Consider the following 18,778-nt stretch of genomic DNA (forward strand, 5'->3'; position numbering starts at 1 on the left):
CCAAAGGGTTATTGAAAAGCCCGGCATAGAGAAACACCGCTGATGAGGACCGACTGATGGCCGGCAAAACGCTTTACGACAAGCTTTGGGATTCCCATGAAGTGAAACGGCGCGACGATGGCTCGTCGCTGATCTATATCGACCGTCACATCATCCATGAAGTGACCTCGCCCCAAGCGTTCGAAGGCCTGCGGCTGGCCGGGCGCAAGCCTTGGCGCGTCGATTCCATCATCGCCACCCCGGACCACAACGTACCCACCACCCCTGAGCGCAAGGGCGGTATCGAAGCCATTGCCGACCAAGTGTCGCGTTTGCAGGTGCAGACCCTCGACGACTACTGTGACGAATATGGCATCACCGAATTCAAGATGAATGACGTGCGTCAAGGCATCGTGCACGTGATCGGCCCGGAGCAGGGCGCCACCTTGCCGGGCATGACCGTGGTCTGCGGCGATTCCCACACCTCCACCCACGGTGCGTTCGGCGCCTTGGCCCACGGCATCGGCACTTCCGAGGTGGAACATGTGTTCGCCACCCAGTGCCTGGTCGCCAAAAAGATGAAGAATATGTTGGTGAAGGTCGAAGGCACGTTGCCGTTCGGCGTGACCGCCAAGGACATCGTGCTCGCGGTGATCGGCAAGATCGGTACAGCCGGCGGTAACGGCCATGCCATCGAGTTTGCCGGCAGTGCGATTCGCGACTTGTCGATCGAAGGCCGCATGACCATCTGCAACATGTCCATCGAAGCCGGTGCCCGTGTGGGTATGGTGGCGGCGGATGAAAAGACCGTCGACTACGTCAAGGGGCGTCCATTCGCACCTGCAGGCGCGGATTGGGATGCAGCGGTCGAAGCCTGGAAAGACTTGGTGTCCGACGCCGATGCGGTGTTCGACACGGTGGTCGAGCTGGACGCGGCCCAGATCAAGCCGCAAGTCAGCTGGGGCACTTCGCCGGAAATGGTTCTGGCGGTTGACCAGAACGTGCCGGATCCGGCTAAAGAGGCTGACCTGGTCAAGCGGGGCTCCATCGAGCGCGCGTTGAAGTACATGGGGTTGAAAGCCAACCAGGCGATTACTGACATTCAGTTGGATCGCGTATTCATCGGTTCCTGCACCAACTCGCGGATCGAAGACCTGCGCGCCGCGGCGGTGATCGCCAAGGGCCGCAAAGTCGCCTCGACCATCAAGCAGGCGATCGTGGTGCCGGGTTCAGGCCTGGTGAAAGCCCAGGCAGAAGCTGAAGGCCTCGACAAGATCTTCCTCGAAGCCGGTTTTGAATGGCGTGAGCCGGGCTGCTCGATGTGCCTGGCGATGAACCCCGACCGCCTGGAGTCGGGCGAGCACTGCGCGTCCACCTCCAACCGTAACTTCGAAGGGCGTCAGGGCGCCGGCGGGCGTACCCACCTGGTCAGCCCGGCCATGGCCGCTGCCGCTGCCGTCAACGGTCGTTTCATCGACGTTCGCGAATTGATCTGAGGAATACCCGATGCGTGCTTTTACTCAACACACTGGCCTTGTCGCCCCTTTGGACCGTGCCAACGTCGACACCGACCAGATCATCCCCAAGCAGTTCTTGAAGTCGATCAAGCGCACTGGTTTCGGCCCGAACCTGTTCGACGAGTGGCGCTACCTGGACGTGGGCTACGCCTACCAGGACAACTCCAAGCGCCCGTTGAACAAGGACTTCGTGCTCAACGCCGAGCGTTACCAGGGCGCCAGCGTGCTGCTGGCGCGGGAAAACTTCGGCTGCGGCTCCAGCCGTGAGCACGCGCCGTGGGCGCTGGAAGAATATGGCTTTCGCAGCATCATCGCGCCGAGCTACGCTGACATCTTCTTCAACAACAGCTTCAAGAACGGCCTGTTGCCGATCATCTTGAGCGATGCCGAAGTCGACGAGCTGTTCAAGCAGGTGGAAGCCGAAGAGGGCTACCAGTTGACCGTCGACCTGGCCGCGCAAACCGTGACGCGTCCGGACGGCAAGGTGTATCACTTTGAAGTGGATGCGTTCCGTAAGCACTGCCTGATCAACGGCCTGGACGATATCGGCCTGACCTTGCAGGACGGCGATGCGATTGCCGCGTTTGAAGCCAAGCACCGGGCGAGCCAGCCTTGGTTGTTTCGTGATGCCTGATATGAGGTAGGTCGTGCTGGCCCCATCGCGGGCAAGCCCGACTCCCACAGTTGACCGAGTTGTTCAGGAGAACACCGATCAATGTGGGAGCTGGCTTGCCTGCGATAGCGCCCGTACAACCACCCCAAAACCCAAGGAAAACCACCATGACCGCCACCGCCCACACCCAAGTCGTGCAAAAACAATTCGGCGAGCAAGCCTCGGCCTACCTGAGCAGTGCCGTACACGCCCAAGGCACCGAATTCGCGCTGTTACAGGCCGAACTGGTCGGGCAGGGAGCTGCGCGACTGCTGGACCTGGGTTGCGGTGCCGGTCATGTGAGTTTCAATATGGCGCCGCTGGTTAAAGAGGTCGTGGCCTATGACCTCTCCCAGCAGATGCTCGACGTCGTCGCCACCGCTGCGGTAGACCGCGGCTTTGAGAACATCCGCACCGTACAGGGTGCCGCCGAACGCCTGCCGTTCGCCGACGGTGAGTTCGACTTCGTGTTCAGCCGTTATTCGGCCCACCACTGGAGCGACCTCCGCCTGGCCCTGCGCGAAGTGCGCCGCGTGCTCAAGCCGGGCGGCGTGGTGGCGTTCGTCGACGTCTTGTCACCGGGCAGCCCGCTGTTGGACACTTACCTGCAAACCGCCGAAGTGCTGCGCGACACCAGTCACGTGCGCGATTACTCCGCCGCCGAGTGGATGCAGCAGCTCAGCGAAACCGGTCTGCACGTGCGCAACAGTAGCCGCCAGCGTTTGCGCCTGGAATACACCTCCTGGGTCGAGCGCATGCGCACGCCAGAGGTGTTGCGTGCCGCGATCCTTGAGCTGCAACAGGCGATGGGCCAGGAAGTGCGCGATTACTACGAAATTCAAGCCGACGGCACCTTCAGCACCGACGTGCTGGTGGTCTTCGCCGAACGCTGATTGATTTTTCCCGACCTGCCCACGGGCGGGTCGCTTGATGAAATGAGGAACGCATGAGCAAGCAGATTCTGATTCTCCCTGGCGACGGCATTGGTCCGGAAATCATGGCCGAAGCGGTCAAGGTCCTGGAGCTCGCCAACAGCAAGTACAGCCTGGGCTTCGAGCTGAGCCACGACGTGATCGGCGGCGCTGCCATCGACAAGCACGGCGTACCGCTGGCCGACGAGACCCTGGACCGTGCACGCGCGGCCGACGCCGTGCTGCTCGGCGCCGTGGGCGGCCCGAAATGGGACAAGATCGAACGTGAAATCCGCCCTGAGCGCGGCCTGCTGAAAATCCGCGCGCAACTGGGCCTGTTCGGCAACCTGCGCCCGGCCATCCTCTATCCGCAACTGGCGGACGCCTCGAGCCTCAAGCCGGAAGTGGTCGCGGGCCTGGATATCCTGATCGTGCGCGAGCTGACCGGTGGTATCTACTTTGGCTCGCCACGCGGTGTGCGTGAGCTGGAAAATGGTGAGCGCCAGGCCTACGACACCCTGCCGTACAGCGAGAGCGAAATCCGCCGTATCGCCCGTGTCGGTTTCGACATGGCCCGCGTGCGTGGCAAGAAGGTCTGCTCGGTGGACAAGGCCAACGTGCTGGCCTCCAGCCAACTGTGGCGCGAAATCGTCGAAGAAGTGGCCAAGGACTACCCGGACGTCGAACTGAGCCACATGTACGTCGACAACGCCGCCATGCAACTGGTGCGTGCACCCAAACAGTTCGACGTGATCGTCACCGACAACCTGTTCGGCGACATCCTGTCCGACCAGGCGTCGATGCTCACCGGTTCCATCGGCATGCTGCCGTCGGCGTCCCTGGACACCCACAACAAGGGTATGTACGAGCCTTGCCACGGTTCGGCGCCGGACATCGCAGGCCAGGGCATTGCCAACCCGTTGGCGACCATTTTGTCGGTCTCCATGATGCTGCGTTACAGCTTCAACCTGAGCGACGCGGCGGATGCCATCGAGAAGGCCGTGAGCCTGGTACTCGATCAGGGCCTGCGCACCGGCGACATCTGGTCGCAGGGTTGCACCAAGGTCGGTACGCAAGAAATGGGCGACGCAGTAGTCGCCGCGCTGCGGAATCTGTAATCTCTCGGGCCCGCTTGCAGTTGTTGCTGCAAGGCGGCCCACTTTTTAACAAGGTGTAGTTGCGATGAAACGTGTAGGTCTGATCGGTTGGCGCGGTATGGTCGGTTCCGTGCTCATGCAGCGGATGCTGGAAGAGCAGGATTTCGATCTTATTGAGCCGGTGTTTTTCACCACTTCGAACGTGGGTGGCCAAGGGCCGTCCGTGGGCAAGGATATTGCTCCGCTCAAGGACGCCTACAACATTGAAGAGCTGAAAACCCTCGACGTGATTCTGACCTGTCAGGGTGGCGACTACACCAGCGAAGTCTTCCCCAAGCTGCGCGAAGCCGGCTGGCAGGGTTACTGGATCGACGCCGCCTCCAGCCTGCGCATGCAGGACGATGCGGTGATCATCCTTGACCCGGTGAACCGCAAGGTCATCGACCAGCAACTGGACGCCGGCACCAAGAACTACGTCGGCGGCAACTGCACCGTCAGCCTGATGCTGATGGGCCTGGGTGGCCTGTTCGAAGCCGGCCTGGTCGAGTGGATGAGCGCCATGACTTATCAGGCGGCCTCCGGGGCCGGCGCGCAGAACATGCGCGAACTGATCAAGCAAATGGGCGCGACCCACGCTGCCGTCGCCGATCAACTGGCCGACCCGGCCAGCGCGATCCTCGACATCGACCGCCGTGTGGCTGAAGCCATGCGCAGCGAGGCGTACCCGACCGAGAACTTCGGCGTGCCATTGGCCGGCAGCCTGATCCCCTGGATCGACAAAGAGCTGCCGAACGGCCAGAGCCGCGAAGAGTGGAAGGCCCAGGCCGAGACCAACAAGATCCTCGGCCGCTTCAAGAGCCCGATCCCGGTGGACGGCATCTGCGTGCGTATCGGCGCGATGCGCTGCCACAGCCAGGCGCTGACCATCAAGCTGAACAAAGACGTGCCGATCGCCGATATCGAAGCGTTGATCAGCCAGCACAACCCCTGGGTCAAGCTGGTGCCGAACAACCGCGACATCAGCATGCAGGAGCTGAGCCCGACCAAGGTCACCGGCACCTTGAATGTACCGGTAGGCCGTCTGCGCAAGCTGAACATGGGCAGCCAGTTCCTGGGCGCGTTCACCGTAGGCGACCAGCTGCTGTGGGGCGCGGCCGAACCGCTGCGCCGCATGCTGCGGATTCTGCTGGAACGTTGATAGTTTGAGGCAATGAGAGAAACCCGCGACTGGTGACAGGCGCGGGTTTTTTGTTGTTTGGTCGGGCCTTATCGGGGGCAAGCCCCCTCCCACCCTTGATTGGCGAACGCGCCCAAATGTGGGAGGGGGCTTGCCCCCGATATGGCCATCAGCCACGCCACAAATCCCAGCTTAATTGCCTCGCCCCCCACCACCCGGTAAAGTGCCGCTCCCCCCGCAATGCCCGAGGCAGTCCCCATGAACCCGACCTTTGATATCGCCGTGATCGGCGCCACCGGCACCGTAGGTGAAACCCTGGTGCAGATCCTCGAAGAGCTGGACTTCCCGGTCGGCACCCTGCATCTGCTGGCAGGCAGCAACTCCGCCGGTGCATCGGTGCCGTTTCGCGGCAAGAACGTGCGGGTGAGGGAGGTTGACGAGTTCGACTTCAGTAAAGTCCAGCTGGCGTTCTTTGCGGCGGGGCCGGCGGTCACCTCAAGTTTTGCGCCGCGCGCCACGGCGGCGGGCTGCTCGTTGATTGATCTGTCTGGCGCATTGCCGGCCGAGCAGGCGCCGCAAGTGGTGCCGGAAGCCAATGCCCATGTGCTGGATGGCCTGAGTAAGCCGTTCCAGCTCGGCAGCCCAAGCCCATCGGCGACCAACTTGGCAGTCGTCCTCGCCCCCTTGCGTGGCGTGCTGGATATCCAGCGCGTGAGCGTCACCGCCAGCCTGGCGATGTCGTCCCAGGGCCGTGAGGCCGTCAGCGAGCTGGCCCGGCAAACCGCCGAGCTGCTGAATATGCGCCCGCTGGAGCCGAAATTCTTTGATCGCCAGGTCGCCTTCAATGTGTTGGCACAAGTCGGCACGCCGGACGCCCAAGGTCATACCGCCTTGGAAAAGCGCCTGGTACACGAACTGCGCGCAGTGCTGGAATTACCTTTGCTAAAGATTTCCGCAACTTGCGTTCAAGCCCCGGTGTTTTTTGGCGATAGCCTGACTGTGTCTCTGCAACTGGGTGCACCAGTGGACCTCGCTGCCGTGAACCGCCTACTCGACGCAGCCCCAGGTATAGAGCTGGTGGACGAGGGCGACTACCCTACGGCGGTGGGTGACGCCGTGGGCCAGGATGTGATCTATGTAGGGCGGGTTCGTGCGGGCGTGGATGACCCGGCGGAACTAAATCTGTGGCTGACGTCAGATAACGTACGCAAAGCCGCCGCGCTGAATGCCGTACAGCTGGCGCAGTTGTTGATAAAAGGCCTTGCGTAAAAGATACTTGGCGGCAATTTGTAGATTGATTCTAGCCAGGCGCTATGCTTGGCCCCAGGTAGGAAAAGTTGCGCGTCGGTGACCTATCGGCTCGCCATGCCTTATGGCAGCGGTTACCAACCTTCTCGCAGGCCGGGGAGTGTTCAAAAAGGATGAGGCTATGGTTCAAGTTCGCAAACTGGTGTTAGCAATAGCGGCCGCCTCGGCGCTGTCCTCCGGTATGGCGCAGGCGCTGCAGCTGGGGGAGATGACCCTCAAGTCGAAGTTGAACCAGCCGTTGGCGGTGGAAATCGAATTGCTCGATGTCGGTGGCCTCACGGCTTCCGAGATCACGCCGAGCCTGGCCTCGTCCCAGGCGTTTGTGGATGCCGGTGTTGATCGCCAGGCATTTCTCAATGACTTGACGTTCACTCCGGTGATCAATCCCAACGGCCGCAGCGTGGTGCGTGTCACCTCCAGCAAGCCGTTGCCGGACGCCTACGTACGTTTCCTGCTGCAGGTGCAATGGCCTAATGGCCGTTTGATGCGCGACTACAGCGTTTTGCTCGACCCGGCCAAGTTCGACCAGCCCGCACCGACGACCGCCGCGCCAGCACCGCGCCTGGCAGCGCCGTCCAGCACAGCGCCGGCCGTGAGCAAACCCGCACAGCACACCACCACGCCCCGCGACACCTTGTGGGAAATTGCCGCGAAGAACCGTAACGGCGGCTCGGTTCAGCAGACCATGCTGGCGATCCAGGCGCTGAACCCGGACGCGTTTATCGACGGCAATATCAACCGCCTTAAAACTGGTCAGGTCCTGCGCCTGCCGGATACCGTACAAAGCACCGCACTGCCGCAACCCCAGGCGATTGCCGAAGTGAGCGCGCAGAACGCCGCCTGGCGCCAGGGGCGACGTGCCGCAACCAACCCTGCGGCGGGCAAGCAGCAGCTGGACGCTACCAAGCGCACCCAGGCTGGCAATGCGCCCGCGAGCACCAACGCCAAGGACAACTTGAGCCTGGTGTCGGCCGAGGCGGCCAAGAAGGGCGCCAAGGGCAAGGCGGGCGATAGCGCGGCGCTGAGCGACAAACTGGCGATGACCCAGGAGCAACTGGACACCACCCGTCGCGACAACGAAGAGCTGAAAAGCCGCGCTGCCGACTTGCAAAGCCAGTTGGACAAGCTGCAAAAGCTGATTCAACTGAAAAACGATCAACTCGCGCGTCTGCAGGCTGAAAAGGGTGTCCCGGCCGCTTCGGCCACGGCGGCCACGGCGGCGATGCCCGCGCAGTTGGCCGGCGAACCGGCGGCTGCCCCGGCCGCGCCGGATGCCGCCACCGCTACCCCAGCGCCCGCCGCGCCCGCGCCTGAGCCCGTCAAGGCGGATGCAGCGCCTGACAGCACCGAAGGTAAATTCAATGACGTGCTGACCAACCCGATCGTACTCGGCGTGGTCGGCGGTGCGGCTGGCCTGCTGGTGCTGTTGCTCCTGCTGTTGTGGGCGCGCCATCGCAACGCACGCCTCGAAGAGGAAAAGCACCTGCGCATGGCGCGGGCGCTGGCTGAAGAGCCGGTGTTCACCTCGAACATCGACCATGACCTGCCGCCGGACAGCTTCGAAGGCCTGGAAGTGCCGCCGCCAAACGTCAAGCTGGCCGCCGCGCCAGCACCGGCCCCGGTGGCCGAGCCGGCTGTCGTTGTGCCGACCGTTGCTTCCGTGCTGGCGCCGCTGGCCGTTGCTGTCGCCCCGGTAAACGCCAACGATGCGTTGGCCCAAGCTCAATCCCATATCGATCGTGGCCACCTGAACCAGGCCGCCGATGTATTGCAGCAGGCGATCAAGCATGAGCCCAAGCGCAGCGATCTGCGTTTGAAGCTGATGGAAGTCTACGGTTTGCAAAACGACAAGGACGGCTTCGTGAGCCAGGAGCGTCAACTGGTGGCCAATGGTGAAAACCATGCCCAGGTCGAGCAGCTCAAGAGTCGCTTCCCGGCCATGGCCGTGTTGGCGGCGGGTGTCAGCGCGGCGGTGGCCGCCGCTGCCCTGGATGCTCAATACGTTAAGGATTTGCTCGAAGACAAGCCGGCGCCTGCGCAACCGGAGGCTTTCGACACCGATTTCGATCTGAGCCTGGACGACTTGGAAGAAGCCTCCCCAGCGGAGGTCAAGGACGATCAGCAGACCTTCGAGTCGCTTCTGAAGCAGCAGACCGAAGCCAACGCCAGCCCCGATGACCTGTCGGACTTCGACCTGGACCTGCAACTGGATGCGCCGGCTTCGGCGCAATCCGATGACGACTTCCTCTCAGGCTTGGAAGACCAGATGAAGGACGTGCCGGCCGTTGAGCCGCCGACCTTGACGCCTGCGGCACTGGACGACTTCGACCTGCCGGAAGATTTCGACCTGTCCCTGGCCGATGAGCCGGAAGCGGGCGCCAAGCCTGATGCGTTCGCGTCGGAGCTGGATGATGTCAACGCCGAGCTGGACCGTCTGTCCCAGAGCTTGGAACACCCGTCCATCGAACCATCGTTCACCGCGGAAGACGCGGCAATGGGCGATGACGAGCCGGAGTTCGACTTCCTTTCCGGCACAGACGAAGTGGCAACCAAGCTCGACCTGGCCCAGGCCTATATCGACATGGGTGATGCGGACGGCGCACGGGACATCCTCTCCGAAGTGCTGACCGAGGGTGACGAGGCGCAGCGTGGCGAGGCCAAGGAAATGCTCGGCCGTATTTAACGGGCGACGCAAATCCAGTGTGGGGCTTGCCGTGGTGATCGGGCTTCCTATGGTAATCGGGCTTCTTGTAGTGAGCGGGCTTGCCCCGCGCTGGGCTGCGAAGCAGCCCCACTAGATCTGGAGGAATAACCCCACCCACCACCGCAAGCCCCCCTCCCACGTTGGCTCAAGCCAATCCATTACAAAAGCGCCCGCCACTGTGTAGTCGCCTTTATAATGGCCGCCTTCGCGCAACTCATCAGGCTCTCAGTTCTTGGCAAATATAGATAATCCGGCCGCCGAAATGGCGGCTGCAGGCTTTTACCGCATCGCGCTGGGCGTGGAATACAAGGGCTCGCGTTATCGCGGCTGGCAGCGTCAGGCATCCGGCGTGCTGACAGTGCAGGAAACCCTGGAGAAGGCCCTGTCCAAAGTTGCCGACTCGCCAGTGTCGCTGATGTGCGCCGGGCGTACCGATGCTGGCGTGCATGCCTGCGGCCAGGTGGTGCACTTCGACACCCAGGCTGAGCGCTCAATGAAAGCCTGGGTGATGGGAGCTAATATCAATTTGCCCCATGATGTCAGCGTCAGCTGGGCCAAGGTCATGCCTGCGCATTTTCATGCGCGCTTCAAGGCCATTGCCCGGCGTTATCGCTATGTGATCTACAACGACCAGATCCGCCCGGCGCACCTCAACGAAGAAATCACCTGGAACCACCGCCCACTAGACGCCGAGCGCATGGCCGAAGCCGCGCAGCACCTGGTGGGCGTGCATGATTTCAGTGCCTTCCGTGCCGGCCAGTGCCAGGCGAAGTCGCCGATCAAGGAAGTCCACCACCTGCGCGTGACCCGCCACGGCAAGATGATCGTGCTGGATATCCGCGCCGGGGCCTTCTTGCATCACATGGTGCGCAACATTGCCGGGGTGCTGATGACCATCGGCACCGGCGAGCGCCCGGTGGCGTGGGCCAAGGAAGTGCTGGAAAGCCGGGTTCGCCGTACCGGCGGGGTCACGGCGCATCCGTTCGGCCTGTACCTGGTGGATGTGGAGTACCGCGACGAGTTCGAATTGCCGGAGCGTTTCATCGGGCCACACTTCCTCACAGGTTTCAGCGAACTTGGCGGCTGACGCCCGGAAAAGCTTTTGTTACCATCCGGGACTTTCTCGGCCCAACCCCTGAGGTTTCCACGACATGTCAGCCGTTCGCAGCAAGATTTGCGGGATTACCCGCATAGAAGACGCGCTGGCGGCAGTCGAGGCGGGGGCGGACGCCATTGGTTTCGTGTTTTACGCCAAGAGCCCGCGGTCGGTGAATGTGTTGCAGGCGCGGGCGATCATCGCCGCACTGCCGCCGTTCGTGACCACCGTGGGTTTGTTCGTCAACGCCAGCCGCTGCGAACTCAACGAAACCCTGGATGCCGTGCCCCTGGATATGCTGCAGTTCCACGGCGACGAAACACCCGGCGAGTGTGAAAGCTACCAGCGCCCGTATATCAAGGCGCTGCGCGTCAAGTCCGGGGACGATATCGCGGCAGCGTGTGCCGCCTACAGTGGCGCTCGCGGGATCCTGCTGGACACCTACGTCGAAGGCGTGCCTGGCGGTACCGGCGAGGCGTTCGATTGGTCGCTGATTCCGCCGGGGTTGAGCAAGCCGATCATCCTGGCCGGTGGGCTCAACCCCACGAATGTCGGGGCGGCGATCGAGCAGGTACAACCGTATGCCGTGGATGTCAGCGGTGGAGTAGAGCAGGGCAAGGGCATCAAGGATCACAGCAAGATTCGCGCGTTCATGCAGGCCGTGCGCAACAGCAGCGGTGCGATGTGACGGCTGGCAGTCTGCCGCCGTCCATAACTACCACTGTGTAAAACAGCCCGGCGCCGCCTGTGGGTGGCCCGGAAATGAAGTGGCAACCCTGCGCTGGCAGGTTGTCTGGAAGGCTGAGGATACATGCGGGAACAGGCCGGTCGAACGTCTGACCCCGTCCAGCATGTGTCATCGCCACATATGAATTTAGCTCAAGGGCATACGCGGGGCTGTGTTCAAGCCACCGGTACTGGAGAAAGAAAGCATGAGCAACTGGTTAGTAGACAAACTGATCCCTTCGATCATGCGTTCCGAGGTGAAGAAAAGCTCGGTTCCTGAAGGTCTGTGGCACAAGTGCCCATCCTGCGACGCGGTGCTGTACCGCCCGGAGCTGGAAAAGACCCTGGACGTTTGCCCCAAGTGCAACCACCACATGCGTATCGGCGCCCGCGCCCGCATCGACATTTTCCTGGATGCCGAAGGCCGTAGCGAGCTGGGCGCGGACCTGGAGCCGGTTGACCGTCTCAAGTTCCGCGACGGCAAGAAGTACAAGGACCGCCTGACCGCTGCGCAGAAGCAGACCGGTGAGAAAGACGCGCTGATTTCCGTCAGCGGCAAGCTGCTGGGCATGCCTGTCGTGGTGTCGGCGTTTGAGTTCTCGTTCATGGGCGGCTCCATGGGTGCCATCGTCGGTGAGCGCTTTGTGCGCGCGGCCAACTACGCCTTGGAAAACCGTTGCCCGATGATCTGCTTCGCCGCCTCCGGTGGCGCGCGTATGCAGGAAGCCCTGATCTCGCTGATGCAAATGGCCAAGACCTCCGCGGTACTGGCGCGTCTGCGTGAAGAAGGCATCCCGTTTATCTCCGTGCTGACCGACCCGGTCTACGGCGGCGTTTCCGCCAGCCTGGCGATGCTGGGTGACGTGATCGTCGGCGAGCCGAAGGCGCTGATCGGCTTTGCCGGCCCGCGTGTGATCGAGCAGACCGTACGTGAAAAACTGCCGGAAGGTTTCCAGCGCAGCGAGTTCCTGCTGGAGCACGGCGCGATCGACCTGATCATCCCGCGCGGTGAACTGCGTCCACGCCTGGGCAACCTGCTGGCACAGATGATGGGCCTGCCGACGCCCGACTACGTCGCGCCTAAAGTTGAGCCGATCGTTGTGCCGCCGGTGCCTGCGAACCTATGACCCAGCGTACCCTGGGCGAGTGGCTCGCCTACCTTGAGCAGTTGCATCCGTCCGCCATCGACATGGGCCTGGAGCGCTCGCAACAGGTAGCGGCCCGCCTCGGGTTAGGCCGCCCGGCACCGCGCGTGATCACGGTGACCGGTACCAACGGCAAAGGCTCTACCTGTGCCTTTGTCGCGGCGCTGCTGCAGGCCCAAGGGCTGAAAGTCGGCGTCTACAATTCCCCGCACCTGCTGCGTTACAACGAGCGGGTGCAGCTCAATGGCGTCGAAGCCTCGGATGAGCAACTCTGCGAAGCCTTCGCCGCACTCGATGCGGGCCGGGGCGAGATTTCCCTGACTTACTTCGAGATGGGCACCCTGGCGGCGTTCTGGCTGTTTGAGCGTGCGCAACTGGATGTGGTGGTGCTGGAGGTCGGCCTGGGTGGGCGTCTGGACACGGTCAACGTGGTGGATGCCGATCTGGCGTTGGTCACCAGCATTGGTGTGGACCACGCCGACTACCTGGGCAATACCCGTGAATCCGTGGCCTATGAAAAAGCCGGGATCTTCCGCCAGGGCAAGCCTGCGCTGTGCGGTGACGTGGAGCCGCCGCATACCCTGCTGGATAAGGTGCGTGAGCTGGATTGCCCGTTTTTCCTGCGCGGCCGAGAATTCAACCTCGAGATCGGTGAGCGGCACTGGCAATGGTGTGGGCGCGATGGCCGTGGCCAGGCTGTAGAGTTGCACGATCTGCCGTTGCTGAACCTGCCGATGGAAAACGCCGCACTCGCGCTGCAGGCCTATCTGTTGCTGGACCTGCCGTGGAACGCCGAGCAGATTGCCACCACCTTGTTGGCCACGCGCGTGGTCGGGCGGTTGGATCGCCGTGAGTTCGAATGGCAAGGCAAGCGCCTGAACCTGCTGCTGGATGTGGGGCATAACCCCCATGCGGCCGAGTACCTGGCGCAGCGGCTGTCCCGCACGCCGCCGGTCGGTCGTCGCCTTGCGGTCTTTGGTCTGCTGGCTGATAAGGATCTGGAAGGTGTGGTTGCGCCCTTGTTGGGCAATGTCCAGGCCTGGGCCGTGGCGCCGCTGGATACCCCGCGCAGCCGTCCGGCCGCTGAACTGGAAGTGGCCTTGCAGAACCTTGGTGCAGCGGTGGCGTCGTATGCAAGCGTGACCGATGCCCTTGAAGCACAGTGCGCCATTGCCACGCCCGATGATGAGATTCTGTTGTTCGGGTCATTTTATTGTGTTGCCGAGGCGCTTGAGTGGTTGGCCCGGCGCTCCACGGAGGAAGCTGCACATGGCATTACTGGATAGCGCATACAAGCAGCGAATGGTCGGAGCCTTGGTTCTGGTGGCGCTGGCGGTGATTTTCCTGCCGATGCTGTTTTCTCGCCAGGACGAAGAGCGTCAGGTGTTGGTTGAGGCTCCGGCCGCGCCACAAGCCCAGGGGGTGCCGCAGGTTCAGGTTGAGCCGGTGGTGGTGCCTGAGCCTCAGGCGTTGCCGGAGGAAGAACCCGTGCCGACCGATGATGAAGTGGCCGCGCAGCAGGCACCGTCGATGCCGGTGCAGCCCAGCGTGCCAGTGGTCAAGCCGGCGCCCGCCGCGCCGGTTGCCGCCGCCAAGCCCGCTGCGCCCGCGCCTGCACCTAAGCCGGTAGCGCCGCAACCTGCCGCACCGGGCAAGCCGGAGGTGGGGCAGAGCCGTATCGATCCGAATGGTCTGCCGATCAGTTGGTCGATTCAGGTGGCCAGCCTGGGCAATCGCGAAGGCGCCGACGCGTTGCAGAAGAAGCTGCGTAGCCAGGGCTATAACGCCTATATCCGCAGCGCCGATGGCAAGAACCGCGTGTTTATCGGGCCGCTGATCGAGCGTGCCGAGGCGGATCGCCTGCGGGACTTGCTGGATCGCCAGCAGAACCTGAAGGGTTTTGTGACCCGTTTCCAGCCTGAGCGCGGCTGATTTCGCAGCGCTTTGAGCTTGGAATGCAGTCAAGTGTGGGAGGGGCAAGCCCCTCCCACATTCGTTTTGGGGTGGCCTTGAAATCGCGTTGGCTCGCCACAAACTATTGATTTGCAAAGCAGCCGCAATCACAGCTTACCGACAGCCCAGCGCTCTGCTAAAATGCGCCGCCTCATCCGTCCGTAGGCTCAAACGTGCCATTTACCTGGGTTGATTGGGCGATTGTTGCAGTCGTCGCCATCTCCGCTTTGATCAGTCTAAGCCGCGGCTTCGTAAAAGAAGCATTGTCGTTGCTGACCTGGATCATCGCAGGAGTCGTAGCCTGGATGTTCGGCGGTTCATTGTCGGTCTACCTGGCCGGATACATCGAGACACCTTCGGCTCGCGTCATCGCGGGCTGCGCCATCATGTTCATCGCCACGCTGCTGGTGGGAGCAATGGTCAATTATCTTATTGGCGAGTTGATACGTGTCACCGGCCTCTCCGGGACCGATCGATTTCTCGGCATGGCCTTCGGCGCTGCGCGTGGCGCGTTGCTGGTGGTCGTGGCGGTCGGGCTGTTGAGCCTGGGGCCGGTACAGCAGGATTCGTGGTGGCAGGAGTCGGTACTCGTGCCAAAATTTCTATTGGTTGCAGACTGGTCCAAGAACCTCATTCTGGGGTGGAGCAGTCAGTGGCTGGCCAGCGGAATCAGCGTACCCGCTGATCTTCCGTTCAAGGAACACCTCTTACCGGCCAAAACGCCTCAGTAAGCTGTGTTCAGTCAAGATTCATTAAGTAGGGGTTGCGTCGCATGTGTGGCATCGTCGGTATCGTCGGTAAGTCGAACGTCAATCAGGCGCTGTATGACGCGCTAACCGTCCTCCAGCACCGCGGCCAGGACGCTGCCGGTATTGTGACCAGCCACGACGGCCGGTTATTCCTGCGCAAGGATAATGGTCTGGTACGTGACGTGTTCCACCAGCGTCACATGCAGCGCCTGGTCGGGCACATGGGCATTGGTCATGTGCGTTACCCGACTGCCGGTAGCTCGACATCGGCCGAAGCTCAACCGTTTTACGTCAACTCGCCGTACGGCATCACCTTGGCGCACAACGGTAACCTGACCAACGTTGAACAACTGGCCAAGGAGATTTACGAATCTGACCTGCGCCACGTCAACACCAGTTCCGACTCGGAAGTGCTGCTCAACGTGTTCGCCCACGAACTGGCCCAGCGCGGCAAGCTGCAGCCGACCGAAGAAGACGTGTTCGCCGCCGTCACCGACGTGCACAACCGTTGCGTCGGTGGCTACGCCGTAGTGGCCATGGTCACCGGTTATGGCATCGTCGGCTTCCGTGACCCGCACGGTATTCGTCCGATCGTGTTCGGCCAGCGTCACACCGACGAAGGCGTCGAGTACATGATCGCTTCCGAAAGCGTGTCCCTGGACGTGCTGGGCTTCACCCTGATCCGCGACCTCGCGCCGGGTGAAGCGGTGTACATCACCGAAGATGGCAAGCTGCACACCCGCCAGTGCGCCGTGGCGCCGAAACTCACCCCGTGCATCTTCGAACACGTCTACCTGGCGCGTCCGGATTCGATCATCGACGGTGTTTCGGTGTACAAGGCACGTCTGCGCATGGGCGAGAAGCTGGCCGAGAAGATCCTGCGCGAGCGTCCAGAGCACGACATCGACGTGGTGATCCCGATCCCGGACACCAGCCGTACCGCTGCGCTGGAGCTGGCCAACCACCTGGGCGTCAAGTTCCGCGAAGGCTTCGTGAAGAACCGCTACATTGGCCGGACATTCATCATGCCGGGCCAGGCTGCGCGCAAGAAGTCGGTGCGCCAGAAGCTCAACGCCATCGAGCTGGAATTTCGCGGTAAGAACGTGATGCTGGTGGATGACTCCATCGTGCGTGGCACCACCTGCAAGCAGATCATCCAGATGGCCCGCGAAGCCGGCGCGAAGAACGTGTACTTCTGTTCCGCTGCGCCTGCCGTGCGTTACCCGAACGTGTACGGTATCGACATGCCGAGCGCCCACGAACTGATCGCTCACAACCGTTCGACCCAGGACGTTGCCGACCTGATCGGCGCGGATTGGCTGATCTACCAGGACCTGCCGGACCTGATCGAAGCGGTCGGCGGTGGCAAGATCAAGATCGACCAGTTCGACTGCGCCGTGTTCGACGGCAAGTACGTGACCGGTGACGTCGACGAGGCCTACCTGAACAAGATCGAGCAGGCGCGTAACGACTCGTCGAAGATCAAGACCCAGGCGGTCAGTGCGATCATCGATCTGTACAACAACTGAGTGACAACCGGCCCTGAGGGGCCGGTTTTGTATCTTAAATAAAGAATTGAGTAAGGAGTCGCAGCATGAGTCAGGAATGGGATGCCGGTCGGTTGGACAGCGACCTCGATGGCGTAGCTTTCGATACCCTGGCTGTGCGCGCCGGCCAGCACCGCACACCGGAAGGTGAGCACGGTGACCCGATGTTCTTCACCTCCAGCTATGTGTTCCGTACGGCGGCCGATGCGGCTGCGCGCTTTGCTGGCGAAGTGCCGGGCAACGTGTATTCGCGTTATACCAACCCGACTGTGCGCGCGTTCGAAGAGCGTATCGCGGCGTTGGAAGGTGCTGAGCAGGCAGTGGCCACGGCCACTGGCATGGCGGCGATCCTGGCGGTGGTAATGAGCCTGTGCAGTGCCGGCGACCACGTGCTGGTGTCGCGCAGCGTGTTCGGCTCGACCATCAGCCTTTTCGAGAAGTATTTCAAGCGCTTCGGCATCGAAGTGGACTACGTGCCGCTGGCGGACCTGTCCGGCTGGGAGGCGGCGATCAAGGCCAACACCAAGCTGCTGTTCGTCGAGTCGCCCTCCAACCCATTGGCGGAGCTGGTGGATATCGCGGCGTTGTCCGAAGTGGCGCACGCCAAGGGCGCCATGCTGGTGGTCGACAACTGCTTCTGCACGCCGGCGCTGCAACAGCCGTTGAAGCTGGGCGCGGACATCGTCGTGCACTCGGCCACCAAGTTCATCGACGGCCAGGGTCGTTGCATGGGCGGTGTGGTTGCGGGTCGCAGCGAGCAGATGAAAGAAGTCGTCGGCTTCCTGCGCACGGCCGGTCCGACCTTGAGCCCGTTCAACGCCTGGATCTTCCTCAAAGGCCTGGAAACCCTCAGCCTGCGCATGAAGGCCCATTGCGCCAACGCCCAGGCGCTGGCCGAGTGGCTGGAGCAGCAGGACGGTATCGAGAAGGTGCACTACGCCGGCCTCAAGAGCCACCCGCAACACGCGTTGGCCCAGCGCCAGCAACGAGGTTTCGGCGCCGTGGTGAGCTTCGAAGTGAAGGGTGGCAAAGACGGGGCCTGGCGCTTTATCGATGCGACCCGCCTGATCTCTATCACCGCCAATCTGGGGGATAGCAAGACCACCATTACCCACCCGAGCACCACGTCCCACGGTCGCCTGGCGCCGCAGGAGCGTGAGGCGGCGGGTATCCGTGACAGTCTGATCCGCATCGCGGTCGGCCTCGAAGACGTGGCTGACTTGCAAGCTGACCTGGCTCGCGGGCTGGCTGCCTTGTGATCGAGTGGTCCATGGAAGCTGCGGCCGCCAGTAACGGGCGTGTTGCGCTGGTCACGGGCGCGGCGCGTGGCATAGGCCTCGGGATTGCCGCGTGGCTGATCAGCGAAGGCTGGCAAGTGGTGTTGACGGACCTGGACCGCGAGCGCGGTTCCAAGGTGTCCAAGGTGCTGGGTGAGAACGCTTGGTTTATCAGCATGGACGTGGCTGACGAGAAGCAAGTCGCCCAAGGTGTCGCCGAGGTATTGGGGCAGTTTGGGCGCCTGGACGCCTTGGTCTGCAACGCAGCGGTGGCGGACCCGCGCAATATGACCCTGGAAAGCCTGGACCTGGCCTACTGGAATCGTGTGCTGGCCGTGAACCTCAGTGGGCCGATGTTATTGGCCAAGCACTGTGCGCCGTATCTGCGGGCCCATGGTGGCGCCATCGTCAACCTGGCGTCGACCCGGGCTCGCCAGTCTGAGCCGGACACCGAGGCCTACGCGGCGAGCAAGGGTGGCCTGTTGGCCCTCACGCATGCCTTGGCGATGAGCCTGGGGCCGGAAGTGCGGGTCAATGCGGTCAGCCCTGGCTGGATCGATGCGCGTGATCCTGCAGCGCGTCGTGCCGAGCCGTTGAGTGATGCTGATCATGCCCAGCATCCGGCGGGCAGGGTGGGTACCGTAGAGGACGTGGCGGCGATGGTGGCGTGGCTGCTGTCGCGTCAGGCGGGGTTTGTCACCGGGCAAGAGTTCGTGGTGGACGGTGGCATGAGCAAGAAGATGATTTACAGCGAGTAGAGCGGATAGCCGTCTTGAAGCCATTTTGTCTTTTTCAGAAAAACTTCAAGCGGGCTATTGACTTAGGTCCGCTACCTGCGTAAATTTCGCGGCCTCAACGAAGCAAAGGGTGATTAGCTCAGCTGGGAGAGCATCTGCCTTACAAGCAGAGGGTCGGCGGTTCGATCCCGTCATCACCCACC

Annotated in this window: 16 protein-coding genes and 1 tRNA gene; all 17 read left to right on the forward strand. The window is 62.3% G+C overall.

Translation table 11 applies throughout. The annotated features are described in order from the left end of the window. Positions 1-56 precede the first annotated feature (56 nt). Positions 57-1,475: a 3-isopropylmalate dehydratase large subunit gene (gene leuC, locus AC3ZU9_RS17955; protein ID WP_015884977.1), complete on the forward strand. Its 1,419-nt coding sequence runs from the start codon at positions 57-59 to the stop codon at positions 1,473-1,475. Between the two features lie 10 nt (positions 1,476-1,485). Further along, a complete protein-coding gene (gene leuD, locus AC3ZU9_RS17960) occupies positions 1,486-2,130 on the forward strand; it encodes a 3-isopropylmalate dehydratase small subunit (protein ID WP_015884976.1) in 645 nt (214 codons plus the stop codon). Between the two features lie 146 nt (positions 2,131-2,276). Further along, positions 2,277-3,041: a class I SAM-dependent methyltransferase gene (locus tag AC3ZU9_RS17965; protein ID WP_102062130.1), complete on the forward strand. Its 765-nt coding sequence runs from the start codon at positions 2,277-2,279 to the stop codon at positions 3,039-3,041. A gap of 53 nt (positions 3,042-3,094) precedes the next feature. Then, positions 3,095-4,177, forward strand: a complete 1,083-nt coding sequence (gene leuB / locus AC3ZU9_RS17970) for a 3-isopropylmalate dehydrogenase (RefSeq protein WP_490091130.1) — start codon at positions 3,095-3,097, stop codon at positions 4,175-4,177. A gap of 64 nt (positions 4,178-4,241) precedes the next feature. Further along, complete coding sequence (asd, locus tag AC3ZU9_RS17975; RefSeq protein ID WP_015884973.1) at positions 4,242-5,354, forward strand: aspartate-semialdehyde dehydrogenase; 1,113 nt, start codon at positions 4,242-4,244, stop codon at positions 5,352-5,354. Positions 5,355-5,591: 237 nt separating this feature from the next. After that, positions 5,592-6,602 (forward strand): aspartate-semialdehyde dehydrogenase, encoded by a 1,011-nt coding sequence (locus AC3ZU9_RS17980; protein WP_046035318.1) that lies wholly within the window; start codon positions 5,592-5,594, stop codon positions 6,600-6,602. Between the two features lie 160 nt (positions 6,603-6,762). Next, positions 6,763-9,324: a FimV/HubP family polar landmark protein gene (locus AC3ZU9_RS17985; protein WP_015884971.1), complete on the forward strand. Its 2,562-nt coding sequence runs from the start codon at positions 6,763-6,765 to the stop codon at positions 9,322-9,324. A gap of 283 nt (positions 9,325-9,607) precedes the next feature. Further along, the gene (gene truA / locus AC3ZU9_RS17990) at positions 9,608-10,432 is read left to right on the forward strand and encodes a tRNA pseudouridine(38-40) synthase TruA (RefSeq protein ID WP_043205660.1); all 825 of its coding nucleotides are present in this window, start codon (positions 9,608-9,610) and stop codon (positions 10,430-10,432) included. A 64-nt stretch (positions 10,433-10,496) separates the two neighbouring features. Then, positions 10,497-11,129 carry a phosphoribosylanthranilate isomerase gene (locus AC3ZU9_RS17995; protein ID WP_490091131.1) on the forward strand — a complete coding sequence of 211 codons (633 nt, stop codon included), beginning with the start codon at positions 10,497-10,499 and terminating at the stop codon, positions 11,127-11,129. A 244-nt stretch (positions 11,130-11,373) separates the two neighbouring features. Next, positions 11,374-12,294, forward strand: coding sequence for an acetyl-CoA carboxylase, carboxyltransferase subunit beta (gene accD, locus AC3ZU9_RS18000; protein ID WP_490091132.1), 921 nt, complete (start codon positions 11,374-11,376; stop codon positions 12,292-12,294). Further along, positions 12,291-13,598 carry a bifunctional tetrahydrofolate synthase/dihydrofolate synthase gene (gene folC / locus AC3ZU9_RS18005; RefSeq protein WP_490091133.1) on the forward strand — a complete coding sequence of 436 codons (1,308 nt, stop codon included), beginning with the start codon at positions 12,291-12,293 and terminating at the stop codon, positions 13,596-13,598. Before accD ends, folC begins: the two co-directional genes overlap by 4 nt. Then, positions 13,582-14,244 carry an SPOR domain-containing protein gene (locus AC3ZU9_RS18010; RefSeq protein WP_490091134.1) on the forward strand — a complete coding sequence of 221 codons (663 nt, stop codon included), beginning with the start codon at positions 13,582-13,584 and terminating at the stop codon, positions 14,242-14,244. Before folC ends, AC3ZU9_RS18010 begins: the two co-directional genes overlap by 17 nt. Positions 14,245-14,438: 194 nt before the next feature. Further along, entirely contained in the window at positions 14,439-14,996 is a 558-nt protein-coding gene (locus tag AC3ZU9_RS18015) for a CvpA family protein (RefSeq protein ID WP_015884966.1), read from the forward strand. 41 nt (positions 14,997-15,037) lie between these two features. Beyond that, entirely contained in the window at positions 15,038-16,543 is a 1,506-nt protein-coding gene (gene purF / locus AC3ZU9_RS18020) for an amidophosphoribosyltransferase (protein WP_015884965.1), read from the forward strand. 65 nt (positions 16,544-16,608) lie between these two features. After that, entirely contained in the window at positions 16,609-17,820 is a 1,212-nt protein-coding gene (locus AC3ZU9_RS18025; RefSeq protein WP_014719150.1) for an O-succinylhomoserine sulfhydrylase, read from the forward strand. An 11-nt stretch (positions 17,821-17,831) separates the two neighbouring features. Then, positions 17,832-18,596 (forward strand): SDR family oxidoreductase, encoded by a 765-nt coding sequence (locus AC3ZU9_RS18030; protein WP_043205657.1) that lies wholly within the window; start codon positions 17,832-17,834, stop codon positions 18,594-18,596. A 107-nt stretch (positions 18,597-18,703) separates the two neighbouring features. Beyond that, positions 18,704-18,776: transfer RNA gene (locus AC3ZU9_RS18035), tRNA-Val, on the forward strand. Positions 18,777-18,778 lie beyond the last annotated feature (2 nt).

Source organism: Pseudomonas sp. A39 (genome assembly GCF_058145955.1).

What these genes read in the sequence shown, in the direction of transcription:
- AC3ZU9_RS18030 (WP_043205657.1), top strand. Translation starts at nt 17,832, where the DNA reads ATGGAAGCTGCGGCCGCCAGTAACGGGCGTGTTGCGCTGGTCACGGGC.
- AC3ZU9_RS18010 (WP_490091134.1), top strand. Translation starts at nt 13,582, where the DNA reads ATGGCATTACTGGATAGCGCATACAAGCAGCGAATGGTCGGAGCCTTG.
- AC3ZU9_RS17980 (WP_046035318.1), top strand. Translation starts at nt 5,592, where the DNA reads ATGAACCCGACCTTTGATATCGCCGTGATCGGCGCCACCGGCACCGTA.
- leuB (WP_490091130.1), top strand. Translation starts at nt 3,095, where the DNA reads ATGAGCAAGCAGATTCTGATTCTCCCTGGCGACGGCATTGGTCCGGAA.
- purF (WP_015884965.1), top strand. Translation starts at nt 15,038, where the DNA reads ATGTGTGGCATCGTCGGTATCGTCGGTAAGTCGAACGTCAATCAGGCG.
- asd (WP_015884973.1), top strand. Translation starts at nt 4,242, where the DNA reads ATGAAACGTGTAGGTCTGATCGGTTGGCGCGGTATGGTCGGTTCCGTG.
- leuD (WP_015884976.1), top strand. Translation starts at nt 1,486, where the DNA reads ATGCGTGCTTTTACTCAACACACTGGCCTTGTCGCCCCTTTGGACCGT.
- AC3ZU9_RS17965 (WP_102062130.1), top strand. Translation starts at nt 2,277, where the DNA reads ATGACCGCCACCGCCCACACCCAAGTCGTGCAAAAACAATTCGGCGAG.
- leuC (WP_015884977.1), top strand. Translation starts at nt 57, where the DNA reads ATGGCCGGCAAAACGCTTTACGACAAGCTTTGGGATTCCCATGAAGTG.
- truA (WP_043205660.1), top strand. Translation starts at nt 9,608, where the DNA reads ATGGCGGCTGCAGGCTTTTACCGCATCGCGCTGGGCGTGGAATACAAG.
- AC3ZU9_RS17985 (WP_015884971.1), top strand. Translation starts at nt 6,763, where the DNA reads ATGGTTCAAGTTCGCAAACTGGTGTTAGCAATAGCGGCCGCCTCGGCG.
- AC3ZU9_RS17995 (WP_490091131.1), top strand. Translation starts at nt 10,497, where the DNA reads ATGTCAGCCGTTCGCAGCAAGATTTGCGGGATTACCCGCATAGAAGAC.
- AC3ZU9_RS18025 (WP_014719150.1), top strand. Translation starts at nt 16,609, where the DNA reads ATGAGTCAGGAATGGGATGCCGGTCGGTTGGACAGCGACCTCGATGGC.
- folC (WP_490091133.1), top strand. Translation starts at nt 12,291, where the DNA reads ATGACCCAGCGTACCCTGGGCGAGTGGCTCGCCTACCTTGAGCAGTTG.
- accD (WP_490091132.1), top strand. Translation starts at nt 11,374, where the DNA reads ATGAGCAACTGGTTAGTAGACAAACTGATCCCTTCGATCATGCGTTCC.